This window comes from Micromonospora sp. WMMB482, assembly GCF_019038635.1.
GTDB lineage: Bacteria > Actinomycetota > Actinomycetes > Mycobacteriales > Micromonosporaceae > Micromonospora > Micromonospora marina.
The window spans coordinates 1,225,061-1,240,199 of record NZ_JAHOPD010000020.1 but is presented as its reverse complement, the minus strand read 5'-3'; the positions used below and the strand labels follow the sequence as shown (position 1 = coordinate 1,240,199).

16 protein-coding genes are annotated in these 15,139 nt (G+C 73.0%); 8 read left to right on the top strand and 8 right to left on the bottom strand.

The genetic code is table 11. The annotated features are described in order from the left end of the window. The first annotated feature begins 56 nt into the window (after nt 1-56). From KSK32_RS06675 to KSK32_RS06665, 3 genes are all read left to right on the top strand, one after another. Nucleotides 57-260: a cold-shock protein gene (locus KSK32_RS06675; protein WP_013288421.1), complete on the top strand. Its 204-nt coding sequence runs from the start codon at nt 57-59 to the stop codon at nt 258-260. 178 nt (nt 261-438) lie between these two features. Further along, complete coding sequence (locus KSK32_RS06670; protein WP_216929545.1) at nt 439-1,692, top strand: DEAD/DEAH box helicase; 1,254 nt, start codon at nt 439-441, stop codon at nt 1,690-1,692. A gap of 141 nt (nt 1,693-1,833) precedes the next feature. Then, nucleotides 1,834-2,019, top strand: a complete 186-nt coding sequence (locus KSK32_RS06665; protein ID WP_216929543.1) for a hypothetical protein — start codon at nt 1,834-1,836, stop codon at nt 2,017-2,019. Between the two features lie 126 nt (nt 2,020-2,145). Here the strand turns inward: KSK32_RS06665 and KSK32_RS06660 are convergent, their stop codons facing one another. Genes KSK32_RS06660 through KSK32_RS06645 form a run of 4 tightly spaced genes read right to left on the bottom strand, consistent with a single transcriptional unit; the run spans nt 2,146 to nt 5,305 of the window. Next, complete coding sequence (locus KSK32_RS06660; protein ID WP_216929541.1) at nt 2,146-2,589, bottom strand: Rrf2 family transcriptional regulator; 444 nt, start codon at nt 2,587-2,589, stop codon at nt 2,146-2,148. 4 nt (nt 2,590-2,593) lie between these two features. Further along, nucleotides 2,594-3,478, bottom strand: coding sequence for an ABC transporter permease (locus KSK32_RS06655; protein WP_216929539.1), 885 nt, complete (start codon nt 3,476-3,478; stop codon nt 2,594-2,596). Further along, nucleotides 3,468-4,247, bottom strand: a complete 780-nt coding sequence (locus tag KSK32_RS06650; protein WP_216929537.1) for an ABC transporter ATP-binding protein — start codon at nt 4,245-4,247, stop codon at nt 3,468-3,470. The genes KSK32_RS06655 and KSK32_RS06650 overlap by 11 nt, the downstream gene beginning before the upstream one ends. Then, nucleotides 4,244-5,305, bottom strand: coding sequence for an ABC transporter substrate-binding protein (locus tag KSK32_RS06645; protein ID WP_216929536.1), 1,062 nt, complete (start codon nt 5,303-5,305; stop codon nt 4,244-4,246). The genes KSK32_RS06650 and KSK32_RS06645 overlap by 4 nt, the downstream gene beginning before the upstream one ends. 148 nt (nt 5,306-5,453) lie before the next feature. Between KSK32_RS06645 and KSK32_RS06640 the strand changes: the two genes are divergently transcribed. The 3 genes from KSK32_RS06640 to nudC are packed head-to-tail and all read left to right on the top strand — an operon-like array spanning nt 5,454 to nt 9,045. After that, on the top strand, nt 5,454-6,764 hold the full coding sequence (locus KSK32_RS06640; RefSeq protein ID WP_216929534.1) for a pitrilysin family protein: 1,311 nt from the start codon (nt 5,454-5,456) through the stop codon (nt 6,762-6,764). Then, a complete protein-coding gene (locus tag KSK32_RS06635; protein WP_216929532.1) occupies nt 6,761-8,101 on the top strand; it encodes a pitrilysin family protein in 1,341 nt (446 codons plus the stop codon). The genes KSK32_RS06640 and KSK32_RS06635 overlap by 4 nt, the downstream gene beginning before the upstream one ends. After that, nucleotides 8,098-9,045, top strand: a complete 948-nt coding sequence (gene nudC / locus KSK32_RS06630) for an NAD(+) diphosphatase (protein ID WP_216929530.1) — start codon at nt 8,098-8,100, stop codon at nt 9,043-9,045. Before KSK32_RS06635 ends, nudC begins: the two co-directional genes overlap by 4 nt. A gap of 266 nt (nt 9,046-9,311) precedes the next feature. Here the strand turns inward: nudC and KSK32_RS06625 are convergent, their stop codons facing one another. The 3 genes from KSK32_RS06625 to KSK32_RS06615 form a co-directional block, all read right to left on the bottom strand. After that, nucleotides 9,312-9,581 (bottom strand): hypothetical protein, encoded by a 270-nt coding sequence (locus KSK32_RS06625; protein ID WP_216929528.1) that lies wholly within the window; start codon nt 9,579-9,581, stop codon nt 9,312-9,314. Between the two features lie 197 nt (nt 9,582-9,778). Next, nucleotides 9,779-10,018, bottom strand: coding sequence for a DUF397 domain-containing protein (locus tag KSK32_RS06620; protein ID WP_216929526.1), 240 nt, complete (start codon nt 10,016-10,018; stop codon nt 9,779-9,781). A gap of 71 nt (nt 10,019-10,089) precedes the next feature. Continuing rightward, nucleotides 10,090-11,070 carry a helix-turn-helix transcriptional regulator gene (locus KSK32_RS06615; protein WP_216929524.1) on the bottom strand — a complete coding sequence of 327 codons (981 nt, stop codon included), beginning with the start codon at nt 11,068-11,070 and terminating at the stop codon, nt 10,090-10,092. Nucleotides 11,071-11,117: 47 nt separating this feature from the next. Between KSK32_RS06615 and KSK32_RS06610 the strand changes: the two genes are divergently transcribed. Beyond that, complete coding sequence (locus KSK32_RS06610; RefSeq protein WP_289256505.1) at nt 11,118-12,527, top strand: MFS transporter; 1,410 nt, start codon at nt 11,118-11,120, stop codon at nt 12,525-12,527. 58 nt (nt 12,528-12,585) lie between these two features. On the opposite strand, the gene KSK32_RS06605 is transcribed toward KSK32_RS06610, so the two are convergent. Then, nucleotides 12,586-12,828, bottom strand: a complete 243-nt coding sequence (locus KSK32_RS06605; RefSeq protein WP_018784736.1) for a mycoredoxin — start codon at nt 12,826-12,828, stop codon at nt 12,586-12,588. Between the two features lie 91 nt (nt 12,829-12,919). On the opposite strand from KSK32_RS06605, the gene KSK32_RS06600 reads away from it, so the two are divergent. Continuing rightward, complete coding sequence (locus tag KSK32_RS06600; protein ID WP_216929520.1) at nt 12,920-15,043, top strand: ATP-dependent DNA helicase UvrD2; 2,124 nt, start codon at nt 12,920-12,922, stop codon at nt 15,041-15,043. Nucleotides 15,044-15,139: the final 96 nt, after the last annotated feature.

Below are 15,139 nucleotides of genomic sequence, written 5' to 3'. Positions count from 1 at the left end.
TCCTCTCCGGCCCGCAACACGTGCGGGCCGACCGTTCCGTCAAGGAGACGAAACACATGGCAATTGGCACCGTCAAGTGGTTCAACGCTGACAAGGGCTTCGGCTTCATCACCCCGGACGACGGCGGCGCCGACGTCTTCGCCCACTTCTCGGCGATCCAGACCTCCGGCTACCGGAGCCTGGACGAGAACCAGCGGGTCGAGTTCGAGGTGACCCAGGGCCAGAAGGGCCCGCAGGCGGAGAACATCCGCCCGCTCTGATCTTCGGATCAACCGGCACCACCATCGCGCCCTCTCGGGCGTGGTGCACGGGCCGGCCCGCCTCTGCCGGGCCGGCCCGTCCCCTTCGGTTCGTGCTTGTGACCACCGGTGAAGCCGGTGACGCGCCGCAGCTCGGCGCCCTTCCTCGACACGTGCCGCGTCGAGGAAGGCTTTCCGCATGACCACGACCCTGCCCACGTTCGCCGCCACCGGCCTGGCGCCGGCGCTCGTCTCCGAGCTGGCCGCGCAGGGCATCTCCGCGCCGTTCCCGATCCAGACGGCCACGATCCCGGACTCGCTGGCCGGTCGCGACGTGCTCGGCCGGGGCCGGACCGGCTCCGGCAAGACGCTCGCGTTCGGGTTGCCGCTGCTGCACCGTACGGCCGGCCGCCGGGCCCGCCCGGGCCGCCCGCTCGCGCTGGTGCTCGTACCCACCCGGGAACTGGCCGCGCAGGTCACCGCCGCGCTCGCCCCGTACGCCGCCACGCTCGGCCTGCGCTGCGCCACTGTGGTCGGCGGGCTCTCGCTGACCCGGCAGGCGGCCGCGCTGCGTGCCGGCGCCGAGGTGCTGGTGGCCACACCGGGCCGGCTGCACGACCTGATCGACAGGGGAGACGCCCGGCTCGACCAGGTGGCCATCACCGTGCTCGACGAGGCCGACCAGATGGCCGACATGGGCTTCCTGCCGCAGGTGACGAAGCTGCTGGAGCAGGTCGCGCCCGGCGGGCAGCGGATGCTGTTCTCGGCCACCCTGGACCGCGGCGTGGACCGGCTGGTCCGTCGCTTCCTGACCGACCCGGTGACGCACTCCGTCGACCCGGGCACCGCCACCGTCACCGCGATGACGCACCACGTGCTGCACCTGGAGGCGGAGGACAAGCCGGCCGCGCTGGCGCACATCGCCGCCCGCGAGGGCCGCACCATCGTGTTCATCGCCACCAAGCACCGAGCCGACCGGGTGGCCCGCCAGCTGCTCGCCAAGGGCGTACGCGCGGCGGCGCTGCACGGCGGCAAGTCGCAGCCGCAGCGCACCCGCATCCTGGAGCAGTTCCGCACCGGCCAGGTCACCGCGTTGGTGGCGACCGACGTGGCGGCCCGGGGCATCCACGTGGACGGGCTGGACCTGGTCGTCAACGCCGACCCGCCCACGGAGGCCAAGGACTACCTGCACCGGGGTGGCCGGACCGCCCGGGCCGGGGAGTCGGGCACGGTGGTCACGCTCGTCCTGCCGGACCAGCGCCGCGACGTCGCCCGGCTGATGAGCACCGCGGGCATCAACCCCAAGACCACGCGGGTACGCCCCGGCGACAGCGAACTGAGCCGGCTCACCGGCGCCCGGGAGCCGTCCGGCGTGCCGGTGACCATCACCGCGCCCGCCGCCGCGCACCCCGCCCCGGCGACCCGTCCCCGCCGGCGCCCGCGCCGTCGCTGACCGCGCCTCGCGTCCGCCCGGTCCTGAGTCGGGAATCAGTCGGCTTTCGGTCGGCTGCCCGACTGCGCGACCGGCGCCCGGCGGTGATGCTGACGCCCGGGGGACCGGTCGGGGGGTCGACCGGTCGTGGAGGGAGCGGTCATGGCTGGGGAAGCCGGATCGAGCGGAGCGCGGGAAGTGGTGCTGGTGCTCGCGGTGGCGGGCGCCGGCCTGGCGCTCGCCGCGGTGGCCGCGTTCGGGCCCTGGCAGCCGTCCGGCGGTGACCGGCCGGACCGCGGCGCCGCCCGCAGCTTCACCCCGGGAATGAGCGCCCCGCACACTCAGTAGTCCCCGTGGGCGGATGATGCCTGGGAAGCGATATGACTCTCGGGCATAAATATGCCCGAGAGTCATATCGGTCGGAAGTCATGCCCCTCCGGCTGGAGGCCGGCCGGCCGCGCGATTCCGCCGTCGTCAGGGCGCCGTAGCCCGGTCGCTCAGCAGGTCGGCGAGCGTGGTCCGGTCCACGACCAAGGCGATCGCGCCGTCGACCGCCAGCCACACGTCCCGCAGGCCGGTGGCCACGCCGTGGTAGCCGGCCCGGTCGGCGGGAACGCCCCGCACGCTCGTGATCGCGCCACCCACCGCGCGCAGCACGTCCCCCACACTGATCTCGTCCGGCGGCCGGGTGAGCGCGTACCCGCCCTCGGTGCCGCGGTGGCTGTGCAGCAGTCCGGCCCGCCGCAGGTCGAGCAGGATCCCCTGGAGGAAGCTGAGCGGGATGTCCTGGCCCTCGGCCAGGCTCGCCGCCTTGACCAGCTCGCCGCCGCCGGCGGCCGGGTCGCCGGTGGTCCCGGCGTCGTCGGCGACGGCGAGCATGGCCCGGAGCGCGTAGTCGGCGCGCGCGGAGATGTACACGACGTCAGTTGCCGGCCTGGTCCAGCACGCCCCAGCGGCGGCGGATCGCCTTGTCGGCGGCCCCGAACGCGGTGTCCACGAGCAGGCCCACCACCAGGATGACGATCATGATGGCCATCAGGCGTGGCGCCTCGCTCAGCTCGCGTGCGTACGTGAGCTGAGCGCCGATCGAGGTGCGGGTGGCGATGACCACCAGCAGCTCACCGGCCATCAGGCTGCGCCAGGCGAACGCCCAGCCCTGCTTGAGCCCGGCCACGATGGCGGGCAGCGCGGCCGGCGCGATCACGTACCGGTAGAGGTCGAGCCCACGGGCGCCGAGGTTGCGGCCGGCGCGGACCAGCAGCGGCGGCACGTAGTCCACGCCGTGGATGACGCCGTTGGCGACCGACGGCGCGGCGCCGAGCACCACCACGAAGAAGATCGCCTGCTCGCTGAGCTGGAACAGCAGGATGGCCAGCGGGAACCAGGCGATCGACGGCATGGTCTGCAACGCGGTGATCATCGAGCCGAGCGCGGCCCGGAGCACCTTGACCCGGGCCACCCCGAGGCCGAGCAGCAGGCCGACCGCGACCGCTGCGGCGAACCCGACCGCCGCCCGCCGGGCGGTGGTGGCCAGGCCCTCCCACAGCGCCGAGCTGAACAGGTAGTCCCCGAGGTCGCCGAAGACCACCGCCGGGCCGGGCAGCGCCCACGGCTCCTTCCACCCGGACCAGACCACCGCCTGCCAGATCGCGGTGGCGAGCGCCAGCGCGGCGAACTTGGGCCAGGTTGCCGACCACAGGCGGCGTACCCGGGACGGGCCCTTCTCCCGGCCGGCGATCTCCAGCGCGTCGAGGCCGGAGATCTCCGCGTCGGTACGCGCCGACCCGGCGAGGGTGTCACTGGCCATGCCGGCCCACCTCCGTGCGCAGCCGGTCGGTGACCTCGGCGGCGATGGCCGAGACCTCCGGCGAGTCGATTCGCCGGGGGCGCGGCACGGCGACCTCGGTGGAGTAGATGATCCGGCCGGGCCGGCTGGAGAGCAGCACGATGCGGTCGGCGAGCCGGGCCGCCTCGCGGACGTTGTGCGTGACGAACAGGACGGTGAGCTTGCGCTCGGACCAGATCCGCTCCAGCTCGTCGTGCAGGATGTCGCGGGTCATCGCGTCCAGCGCGCCGAACGGTTCGTCCATCAGCAGTACCGGCGTCTCCAGCGCGAGCGTGCGGGCCAGCGCGACCCGCTGCCGCATGCCGCCGGAGAGCTGATGCGGCCGCTTGCGGCCGAACTCGGACAGGTGGACCGTGCGCAGCAGCTCGGCCACCCGCTCCTTGCGCTGGTCGCGGGGGAGCCCGCGCAGCTTCAGCGGCACCTCGACGTTGCCCTCGACGGTCAGCCAGGGGAACAGCGCCGGCTCCTGGAACATCAGCCCCGGGTTGACGCCCTCGCCCAGCTCGATCGCGCCGCCGCTGGCCCGGTCCAGCCCGGCGACCAGGTTGAGCAGCGTGCTCTTGCCGCAGCCGGACGCGCCGACCATGCAGACGAACTCGCCCGGTGCGACGTCCAGCGACAGCCCGTCCAGCGCCAGGACCGCCTGTTCGCCCTGGCCGTACACCTTGGTGACGCCGCGCAGCGCGACCGAGCCGGTCGCGCTGCGCGGGGTCGTGCCGGTCGACGTCACGGCTGGCTGACCTCGGCCTTGCCCTGCGTCTTGAGCACCTCGTTGAGGTACTTCAGGTCGTAGAGGCCGTTCAGGTCGACCGGCTGGGTGAGCCCGACCGCGACCGCGTGGTCCAGGCCGGTCTTCAGCGACGACGGGATCGGGTCGTTTGTGAACTCCAGCGTCGGCCAGGCCTGCTTGATCAGCTTGAGGTCCAGCGGCTTTCCGGTGATCTTGCCGATGTGGTCGGAGACGGCCTGCTGCGCCTCGTCCGGCTTGGTGTTGACGAATTCGTTCGCCGCGACCTGGCCCTCGACCAGCTTCTTCACCACGTCCGGGTGGGCCTTGAGGAACTTGGTGCTGACCAGCAGGTTGGTGATGACGAACTTCCTGTCCGGCCACAGGTCACGCTCGTCGACGAGTACCTTGCCGCCGGCGTTGATCAACCGGGAGACGAACGGCTCGGGCACCCAGGCGCCGTCGATGGCGCCGCTGCCGAACGTCTCGATCGTCTGCGCGTTCTCCTGCGGTACGACCTTGACGTCGCCGCCGCCCTCCTTGGTGGTCTCCAGGCCGTTCTCCTTGAGCCAGTAGCGCAGCGCCACGTCCTGGGTGTTGCCGAGCTGCGGGGTGGCGATCTTCTTGCCGCGCAGCTGCTCCACCGAGGTGATGCCGGGCTTGACCACGAGCGCGACGCCGCCGGACGCGGCGCCGGAGACGACCCGGACCGCCTCGCCCTTGGACTTGGAGAAGGCGTTCACGGTCGGGTTCGGGCCGATGTACGTGGCGTCGAGCGCGCCGGAGAAGACGGCCTCGACGGCGGCCGGGCCGGCGTTGAACGTCTTGGTGTCCAGCTCGACGTCGCTGCCGAGCTTCTCGGCGAAGATCCCCTTCTCGACGCCGACCACGGCCGGGGCGTGCGTGATGTTGGGGAAGTAACCCAGGCGCAGCGTCACCGGGCCGGACGCGGCGCCCGCGTCGCTGTCCTCGCCGCAGGCGGCGGTGGCGCTGAGCGTGGCCGCGCCGACCGCGGCCAGGGTCGCCAGGGTGACCAGGCGGCGCAGGGGAAGCCCTCTCATCGATTGTCCAATCCGCAGTATTCCTATTTTGTTGGTAGGAAGACTGGGGGAAGTGGCGGTCGGCGTCAAGACCCGTCCCGCGACAGTCCACCTGTCGGCCAGGGCACACCGGCGGTAGAGCCGGTACCGAGGCGCTAGTGTCGATCTCGTGCCGACGCGCAGAGCGAAGATCCCAGCGACGAAGTACCCGGTCGAACGGTTCACCCTCGACAACGGCCTGCGCGTGGTGCTCACGCCGGACCGCAGCGCCCCGGTCATCGGGGTGGCGGTGGTCTACGACGTCGGTATCCGCTCCGAGCCGGAGGGCCGCACCGGGTTCGCCCACCTCTTCGAGCACCTGATGTTCCAGGGCTCGGAGAACCTGGAGAAGCTGGCCCACTTCCGGCACGTCCAGGGCGCGGGCGGGACGTTCAACGGCTCCACCCACCTGGACTACACCGACTACTTCGAGACGCTGCCCGCCAACGCACTGGAACGGGCGCTGTTCCTGGAGGCCGACCGGATGCGCGGCCCCCGGCTGACCGAGGAGAACCTGCGCAACCAGGTGGACGTGGTGAAGGAGGAGATCCGGGTCAACGTGCTGAACCGGCCGTACGGCGGGTTCCCCTGGCTGACGCTGCCCCCGGTGATGTTCGACACCTTCCCCAACGCGCACGACGGCTACGGCTCCTTCGTCGATCTGGAGTCGGCCACCGTGTCCGACGCCGCGGATTTCTTCCGCCGCTACTACGCCAGCGGCAACGCGGTGCTCGCGGTCAGCGGCGACATCGACGTGGCCGAGGCGACCACGCTCATCGAGCGGCACTTCGGGGACGTGCCGGCCCGCCCCGCCCCGCAGCGGCCCGACTTCGCCGAGCCCGACCTGACCGCCGAGCGGCGCAGCACGTACACCGACGCGCTGGCCCCGCTCCCGGCGGTAGCCGGCGCATGGCGGGTGCCCGACCCGATCGGCGACTTCGCCGCTTACCTCCCGTACGTGGTGCTGGCCGAGGTGCTCACCGACGGCGACGCCTCCCGGCTGGTCGAGCGGCTGGTACAGCGCGACCGGTCGGTCACCGGCCTCGGCGGGTACGTCGGTTTCATGGGCGACCCGTTCGACGTACGCGACCCCACCGCGCTGCTGCTCCAGGCGCATCTGCCGCCCGGCGGCGACGTGGACAAGGTGCTGCGCACGATCGACGAGGAACTGGACCGGCTGGTCACCGACGGGCTGACCGAGGGGGAGCTGGCGCGTACCCAGGCCCGGATGGCCACCCACCTGCTGCGCGACACGGACGCGGTACTCGGCCGCGCGCTGCGGATGGCGGTGCTGGAACAGCAACGCGGCGAACCCGGCCTGCTCAACGATTTGCCCCGGCTGGTCGGCGAGGTGACCGAGGAGCAGGTCCGCGCCGCCGCCATGACCCTGCGGCCCGAGCGCCGCGCATCAGTCGAGGTCGTTGCCGGAGGAGCCCGATGAGCACGGGTGCGACCACCGCCGCTGTGCGGCCGCTGCCGGCACTCGGCCCGAACCGCCGCCTGAAGGTGCCCAAGCAGGCCGAGCGCACGCTCGGCAACGGCCTCACCGTGATCGCGGTACGCCGTTCCGCCGTACCGCTGGTCGAGCTGCGGCTGTGGATGCCGTTCGGGCGCACCCACCTGGCCCGCGGCGCGATGCTGGCGCAGACCATGCTCTCCGGCACCGAGGCGCACAGCGCCACCGAGCTGGCGGCCGAGTTGCAGAAGGTCGGCGGCGGGCTGACCGCCGGTCTCGACCCGGACCGGCTGATGCTCTCCGGCGCGGGCCTGGTCACCGGTCTGGACCGGATGCTGGAACTGCTCGCCGAGGTGCTCACCGGCGCCACCTACCCGGCCGACTGGGTGGAGACCGAACGGGAGCGGCTGGTCGACCGCATCCAGGTCGCCCAGAGCCAGCCGTCCCACCTGGCCCGCACCGCGCTGCTCAAGCGGGTGTACGGCCGGCACCCGTACGCGGAGCAGACGCCCGACCCGGACCAGGTCCGGGCGGTCCGCCCGGCCCCGATGCGCCGGCTGCACGCCGAGCGGGTGCATCCGGCCGGCGCGGTGCTGGTGCTCGTCGGCGACGTCGCGCCGGACCGGGCGCTGGACGCGGCCGAGCAGGCGCTGTCCGGGTGGCGCGGTGACGGCCACGTCGCCGAGCTGCCCCCCGCGCCGCCGCTGGAACCCGGGCCGCTGCTGCTCGTCGATCGCCCCGGCTCGGTGCAGTCCTCGGTACGCCTAGCGCTGCCCGCGGTGCCGCGCACCCACCCGGATCACGCCGCGTTGCAGCTCGCCAACCTGATCTTCGGCGGCTACTTCTCCTCCCGCTGGGTGGAGAACATCCGCGAGGACAAGGGCTACACGTACGGGCCGCACTCGCTCGTGGAGCACTCGGTGGCCGGTTCGCTGCTCGTCGCCGGCGCCGAGGTGGCCACCGAGGTGACAGCGGCGGCGCTGGTGGAGACGACCTACGAGCTGGGCCGCCTGGCCACGGTGCCGCCGAAGCCGGAGGAGTTGGAGCAGGCCCGCCAGTACGCGCTCGGCACCCTTCAGCTCGGCATGTCCACCCAGGCCGGTCTCGCGTCGCTGACCAGCGCGTACGCCGGCAGCGGGCTGCGGCTGGACTTCCTCGCCGAGCATGCCGCCCGGCTGGCCGCCGCGACCGTGGAGGACGTGGCCGAGGTGGCCGCCCGCTACCTGGCCCCGGCCCGCGCGGTCACCGTCGTGCTCGGCGACGCCGAGCGGGTGGCCGACTCGCTCGCCGCGCTGACACCGGTGCGTACGGAATCCGCATGAGCGGCGAGTCCGCCCCGCCGCTGGCCCGGTCGACGCTCGACCGGGCCGCGCACCGGCGTACCGATCCAGGCTGGCTGACCGAGGCGTGGGATCGGGCCCGGGTGCTGGTGCTGGACTCCGCGGCCGAGGGGCGGGCGCTGGTCCGGGGCGCGGCGACCCCGCCGGAGCTGGTCCTGGTCGGTCCCGGTGAGCTGGCCGAGGTGCCCCGGTCGGTGCCGATGTTCCTCGGCGTCGAGCCGGACGGCGTACCCGTGTTCGCGGTGGACGGGCCGCTGCCGGCGCTGCCGGACACCCGCCCGGCCCATCTGCGCGAGGTCGGCCACCTGATGACCGACCGGGACGCGGGCCTGTTCACCACCGCGTTGGCGCTGCTCAACTGGCACCTGGGGCACGGGTACTCGTCGACGACCGGCAAGCCGACGAGCGCCGACGAGGCCGGCTGGTCGCGGATCGACCCGGACGGCGGGCGGGTCTGGCCGCGTACCGACCCGGCCATGATCGTGCTGGTGCACGACGGTGTGACCGGCCCGGACGGCCGCTGCCTGCTCGGCAACAACGCGGCCTGGCCGCGCACCCCGGGCCGGCGCCGCTACTCCTGCCTGGCCGGATACGTCGAGCCCGGCGAGTCGGCCGAGGCCGCCGTGCTGCGCGAGGTCCGCGAGGAGGTGGGCGTCCCGGTCGAGGAGATCGCGTACGTGGGCAGCCAGTCCTGGCCGTTCCCCGGCTCGCTGATGCTCGGCTTCCTGGCCCGCGCCGACGCGGACGCGCCGATCCGGGTCGACCTGGCCGAGATCGCGCACGCGCGCTGGTTCACGCGCCGGGAGATCGGCGCCGCGCTCGCGGACGAGCCGGTGCCGGTGGGCGGGGGAGACCGGCTGGTCCTGCCGCCGCCGTCGTCGATCGCGTTGTTCCTGGTGCACCGCTGGCTCGACGGCCACTGCTGACCCCGCCCGAGATCCCCGTCAGGTTGCCGTGTTTCGGTTGGCGCGGCGGTGCCAGTTCGGGGAAGTGGTGTGGTCGAGGCCGGTGGGATACAGCCACCTCCCCGAACTGGCGAGGCCGGGTGGACCTGGGGCGGGCGGGATGCGGCCCCGGCCCGGACCGTCGTTGCCGCGACGGTCGCGGGCCGGGAACACGTTCCGTCGTGGCCGGGTGAGGCGGGATAGCGGCGGGGGAGGCCGGTCCGGCCACGACGGACGTCAGCGTCCGGTCATCCGCCGTCCCAGCGGTACGGGTGGCCGGGGGCGGGTTCCTCGATCGGCAGCACCTTGACCCGGTGCCGGCCCGCGCGTACCGCACCGACTGCTGACAGTGCGCGGGCGAGCAGGAGTGCGGCGTCCCGGTCCTCGGCGTGGACGACCTGGCGGCGGGGTTCCGGCGTGCACGTCTCGTCCCGCAGGCGCCCCCCGCCGGCCCAGGCGGCGGCGATGTCGGCGTCGGCGGCGGTACGGATCTCGGTGCGGACGATCAGGAACCGCATGGTGTCCCCCGGACAATCGGCGGTTACACGCTGGAACTTCCACGTCACTCCCGCGTCATGTTACGCCGATGTGTCCGTCCGGCAAGGGGAACGCGCCAGCTCGACCGATCGGGGGATCCCAGGTCAGCACCGTTGTCGGGGATGGACGCGCGAAGGGCCGCCGGCTCGCGCCGACGGCCCTCCCGTGGTTCGCCGGATCAGTCCAGATCGAACTGACCGCTCTTCGTGCCGGCGAGGAAGCCGAGCCAGCCGGCCCGGTCGAACAGCAGGACCGGTCCGCTCGGGTCCTTGCTGTCCCGCAGCGCCACTGTGGCCGGCCCGGAGCCGAGCGGCGCGACCTCCACGCAGTTGGAGGTCTGGCTGCGGGTGCTCTTGCGCCAGGCGGCGCCGGCGAGCCGTCCCGAGCGGACGGTCGTGCTGGTGTGGATCTCGTTCATGGTGCTTGCTCCTGGTGAGGTGCTCCGATGGGACCGAGCGACGCCGGAGCGCGGACGGTGTCCGTGCCGGATCACCGTTCCGTGGTGAGGCGCCCCGAGTCTCGGCGACGTTGGGTCGGCGCCGTTGCCGGCCCGTACGCCACCGTGGACTCGACTGCCGTGCCGGTCAGCCGTCCCGTCGCCTCGATCAACCAGGAGAGGGTGTCCGATGCGGAGAGCGCCGACGAGCATAGCCACTCGAACACCACTTTATAGCGATTTAGGGTGTTTACCTCGGTCGACATGACGTCGGTGAACCCACCTTCGATGGCGAGTGTCTCCGGATCGAGGGGATCGGCGAACCGGTAGACCGAGAACGCGGTCGGCGGAAGGTACCAGTCACCGACCCGGGTGTCCCGCAGCAGCAGACGCAGCGTCACGTTCGGCAGCAGCGCCATCTCGCACAGGTGGACGAGCTGCTCGTGCAGCACCTCCGGCGGCCCGGCGCGACGGCCGAGCGCCGCCTCCTCCAGCACTGCGGTGTAGCGGGGCACCTCGGGGGAGCGGGTCAGCAGCGACTGGCGGGCCTGCCGCGCGCGTACCTCGGTCTCGGGATCCTCGGTCTCCGGGTCGCCGGCCTCGGCGGCGACGTACGCGGCGGACATGATCCGGTGCCGGGCGTACCCGGGCGTCTGCAACAGCCCCGGCACCAGCACCGGGTTGTACTCGGAGATTTCCGCGCAACCGGCCTCCAGCTCGGCGAAGGCGCGCTGCTGCTGGGTCATCACCGGGAAGTTGCGCAGCCAGCCGCGCATGTCGCCGGCCTCGTGGGTGATCCCGGTCAGCTCCGCGCGCTGCTCCTCGTCGGCGCCGTAGAGCGTCAGCAACACGTCCACGTCGTCCGGGTCGGGACGGCTGCGGCCGTTCTCCAGACGGGACAACTTGGATGCGGAGGCCCAGCCGATCCGCTCGATGACCTGGTCACCGGTCAGACCGGCCTGTTCGCGGAGCCGGCGCAGCTCGGTACCGAGTCGACGACGGCGCAGAATCGGGCCTGGTACGGCAGGAGGCACGGCGTCCTCTTTCCCCGTCGACCGTCGCTTGACGCGACGGTAACTGTATGAAATTCGCCCCCCACGGTCAGTATGGACGGCGCGACCGGCGCCGGAGGTTCCGGCACGGGCGTGTCACGAGACAAAAAGAGGACCGTGGAGGGTGTCTTCACCAGCGCCCGCCCCCGACGCGCCCTGGTGGCGCACCCCGCCGGAGGGAACCGATGCGCACCGTCCTGCGCCGCCCCGACTTCCGTCTCCTGTTCGCCGCGCTCGTCGCGAGCATGGCGGCGGAGTCGGTCCTGCTGCTCGCCCTGGCCGTCTGGGTCAAGGATCTGACCGATTCGGACAGCATGGCCGGGGCGACCATCTTCGCGGTCATCGCGCCGATGGCGCTCGCCCCGCTGGTCGGCTGGGTGGTCGACCGCTACCGCAGGCGGCCCTTCTTCATCGCCGCCAACCTGGTCGCGGCCGTCCTGCTCGGCCCGCTGCTCACCGTCCGGGACCGGTCCGACGTCTGGGTGATCTACGTGGTCGCCGCGCTCTACGGACTCTCGTACATCACCCTCACCGCCGTGCTCAACGGACTGATCCGGCATCTGGTTCCGCCCGACCTGCTCGCCGACGCGAACGGGGTGCTCCAGACCGTCCGGCAGGGGCTGCGGCTGATCGGGCCGCTGGCCGGGGCCGGTGTCTACGCCGCCGTCGGCGGCTGGCTGCTGGTCCTGCTGGCCATGACCGGCTTCCTCATCGCGGCGGCGGTGGTCGGGCGGCTGCGCGTGGCGGAGAGCACACCGTCGCGGCCGGCTCGTCGCGGGCCGTCCGAACTGGGCGCGGGGCTGCGGCACCTGACCGGCGAGCCGGCGCTGCGCCGGGCGCTGCTCGGATACGGGCTCGGCTCGCTGGTGATGGGCTTCACCGAGTCGCTGATCTTCGCGTACGTCGATCTCGGCCTGCACCGCGACGCCGCGTTCGTCGGCGTGCTGGTCATGGTGCAGGGCATCGGCGGGCTGGTCGGCGGCCTGTTCTCGGCCGCCGTGGTGCGCCGGTTAGGCGAGGTCGGCGCGCTCGCCGCGGGCGTGACGTTCTTCGGGCCCGCCGCGCTGGCGCTGGCGTACCCCCGGTTGTGGCTCGGGGTGGTGGCGCTGCTGCTGGCCGGCCTCTCGCTGCCGCTGACCATGGTGGGGTTGAACACGCTGATCCAGCGGCGGACGCCGCCGCGGCTGCTGGGCCGGGTGACCGCGGCTTCGGAGGCGCTGGTCAGCGGGCCGCAGGCGCTCTCCATCGGCACCGGCGCGCTGCTCGTCGGCGTGTTCGACTACCGGCTGCTGTTCGCCCTGGTCGGGGCCGTCACCACGGCGGCCGGTCTCTACCTGTGGCGGGGCCGCGGGCTGACCACACCGGTCGCCGGACCGGTCGGGATCCCGTCACCCCGCAAGCCCGCCGACGACGGGGTGCTCAGCCGCGGAGGCGCCTGAACGACGGCGAGCGGCCGTACCCGGATCGGGTACGGCCGCTCGTGGCGTCGCGGGCGGATCAGCCGGGCAGCGCGGCCAGGTGCTGCTTGACCTGGGTGATCGAGGGGTTGGTCAGGGCGCTGCCGTCGGCGAAGCGCAGCGTCGGGACGGTCTGGTTGCCGCCGTTGACGCTCATCACGAAATCCGCGGCCGTCGGGTCCTGCTCGATGTCGACCACCTCGTACGCGATGCCCTCCCGGTCGAGCTGCGACTTCAGCCGGTGGCAGTAGCCGCACCACGGGGTGGAATACATCGTCAGCATGGTCTGGTCCTCCAAGGGGTGGCTCGCGCCCGGTCCGATCAGGCCAGGCTAACCGCTGCAACGTCACACGATGCTGGGATGATTCCCTGCTGTGGGCGTTCACTCAGCGGCGGAACGGGTGCTGGCCGGGCTGGATCCGGAGCAGCGCTGCGCGGTGACCGCACCGGCCGGACCGGTCTGCATCCTGGCCGGCGCCGGCACCGGCAAGACCCGGGCGGTGACCTCGCGGATCGCCTACCGGGCGCTGACCGGCGACATCGCCGGCCGGCATGTGCTGGCGGTCACGTTCACCGCCCGCGCCGCCGCCGAGATGCGCAGCCGCCTCGGTGTGCTCGGGGTGCAGGGGGTGCAGGCGCGCACGTTCCACGCCGCGGCGCTGCGGCAGGTCCGCTACTTCGCGCCCCGGCTGCTGGCCGGGCGGGCCATGCCGGAACTGCTTGACAGCAAGGTGCGGGTGGTCACGCTCGCCGCCGCCAAGGTGGGGCTGCGCGCCGACCGGGCCGCCGCGCGGGACCTGTCCGCCGAGATCGAGTGGGCCAAGTCGTCGCTGGTCGAGCCCGGGGAGTACGTGGTGGCAGCGGCAAAGGCGCTGCGCGAGACGCCGTACGAGCCGGCCCGGGTGGCCGACGTGTTCGACGCGTACGAGCGGCTCAAACGCGGCAACGGGGTGATCGACTTCGAGGACATGCTGCGCGCCGCGGTCTGGGGCATCGAGGAGCACCCGGACGTGGCCGAGCAGGTGCGCAACCAGTACCGGCACTTCGTGGTCGACGAGTACCAGGACGTCAACCCGCTCCAGCAGCGGCTGCTGGAGGCGTGGCTGGGCGGCCGGGACGACCTCACGGTGGTCGGCGACGCCAGCCAGACGATCTACTCGTTCACCGGTGCCACCTCGTCGTACCTGGTCGACTTCCCCCGGCTGCACCGGGGCGCGACTGTGGTCCGGCTGGTCCGCGACTACCGCTCCACCCCGCAGGTCGTCGGGCTGGCGAACGCGGTGATCTCGCAGGCCCGGGGCACCGAGGCGCGGCTGCGGCTGGAACTGCACGGCCAGCGCCGGCCCGGCGCCGAGCCGGAACTGCGGATCTTCACCGACGAGCCGGCCGAGGCGAGCGCGGTAGCGGCCCGCTGCCGGGCGCTCGTGGCGGGCGGCACCCCGGCGCGGGAGATCGCGGTGCTGTTCCGCACCAACGCGCAGTCCGAGGCGTACGAGAAGGCGCTCTCCGAGGCCGGGGTGCCGTACGTGCTCCAGGGCGCGGAACGGTTCTTCGAGCGCCCCGAGGTGCGCCAGGCGATGATCGCGTTGCGCGCCGCCACCCGGTCGGCCGACGCGGGGACACCGCTGCCGGCCGCCGTGGTCGAGGCGCTCACCGCTGTCGGCTGGGCCCCCGACGCGCCCCCACCGGGCGGCGCCGCGCGCGAGCGGTGGGAGGCACTCGCCGCGCTGGTCCAGCTCGCCGAGGAGTACGCGGCGGACGCCGAGGTGGAACCCGGCCTGACCGGCTTCTGCGAGGAACTCGCCCGGCGCGCCGCCCAGCAGCACGTGCCCACCGTGGAGGGGGTGACGCTCGCGTCGCTGCACTCGGCGAAGGGGCTGGAGTGGGACGCGGTTTTCCTGGTCGGGCTGGCCGAGGGCACGCTGCCCACCACGTACGCGAAGACCATGGAGCAGGTCGAGGAGGAACGCCGGCTGCTCTACGTCGGGATCACCCGGGCCCGGGAGTGGCTCTGGCTGTCGTACGCCACGGCGCGCTCGCCCGGTGGCCGGGCCCGGCGGCCCTCCCGGTTCCTGCCCCAGCTCGACCGGTCCGGCGGCGGTGAGCGGGCCGGCGGCACGGGGCCGGCCCGGCGGGCCGAGCGGCGCCGTCCGCAGGTGGTCTCGTGCCGGATCTGCGGCGCCACGCTGCTCGCCGGCGCGGACCGCAAACTGGGCCGCTGCCCGACCTGCCCGTCGGACATCGACGAGGAGCTGTACGAGCGGCTGCGCGAGTGGCGGCAGCGGGTGGCGGGCGCGCAGAAGGTGCCGGCGTACGTGGTCTTCACCGACGCCACGCTCACCGCGCTGGCCGAGCGGAAGCCCGGCCGCACCGAGGAACTGGTGGCGATCGCCGGGATCGGGCCCCGAAAAGTCGGGCTATACGGGGATACGGTGCTCGCCCTGGTGGCGGGCGCCACGGTGGACGAGGTCTGCCCACAGAAAACTTCTGAAAAGTAGCCGTAAATCGTTTGCCCTCCCCCGAGGGCGAGGAATAGCCTCATGGCACACCTCGCGAGCGGCGCCGTTCTGGCTGCTCAACGGGGATGAGTCCAC

Excerpts from the sequence above, each read along its gene's own strand:
- KSK32_RS06605 (WP_018784736.1), bottom strand. The coding sequence starts at position 12,828 with ATGCTGACGATGTATTCCACCCCGTGGTGCGGCTACTGCCACCGGCTG.
- KSK32_RS06625 (WP_216929528.1), bottom strand. The coding sequence starts at position 9,581 with ATGCGGTTCCTGATCGTCCGCACCGAGATCCGTACCGCCGCCGACGCC.
- KSK32_RS06655 (WP_216929539.1), bottom strand. The coding sequence starts at position 3,478 with ATGGCCAGTGACACCCTCGCCGGGTCGGCGCGTACCGACGCGGAGATC.
- KSK32_RS06610 (WP_289256505.1), top strand. The coding sequence starts at position 11,118 with ATGAAATTCGCCCCCCACGGTCAGTATGGACGGCGCGACCGGCGCCGG.
- KSK32_RS06645 (WP_216929536.1), bottom strand. The coding sequence starts at position 5,305 with ATGAGAGGGCTTCCCCTGCGCCGCCTGGTCACCCTGGCGACCCTGGCC.
- KSK32_RS06620 (WP_216929526.1), bottom strand. The coding sequence starts at position 10,018 with ATGAACGAGATCCACACCAGCACGACCGTCCGCTCGGGACGGCTCGCC.
- KSK32_RS06675 (WP_013288421.1), top strand. The coding sequence starts at position 57 with ATGGCAATTGGCACCGTCAAGTGGTTCAACGCTGACAAGGGCTTCGGC.
- KSK32_RS06670 (WP_216929545.1), top strand. The coding sequence starts at position 439 with ATGACCACGACCCTGCCCACGTTCGCCGCCACCGGCCTGGCGCCGGCG.
- KSK32_RS06635 (WP_216929532.1), top strand. The coding sequence starts at position 6,761 with ATGAGCACGGGTGCGACCACCGCCGCTGTGCGGCCGCTGCCGGCACTC.
- KSK32_RS06665 (WP_216929543.1), top strand. The coding sequence starts at position 1,834 with ATGGCTGGGGAAGCCGGATCGAGCGGAGCGCGGGAAGTGGTGCTGGTG.
- nudC (WP_216929530.1), top strand. The coding sequence starts at position 8,098 with ATGAGCGGCGAGTCCGCCCCGCCGCTGGCCCGGTCGACGCTCGACCGG.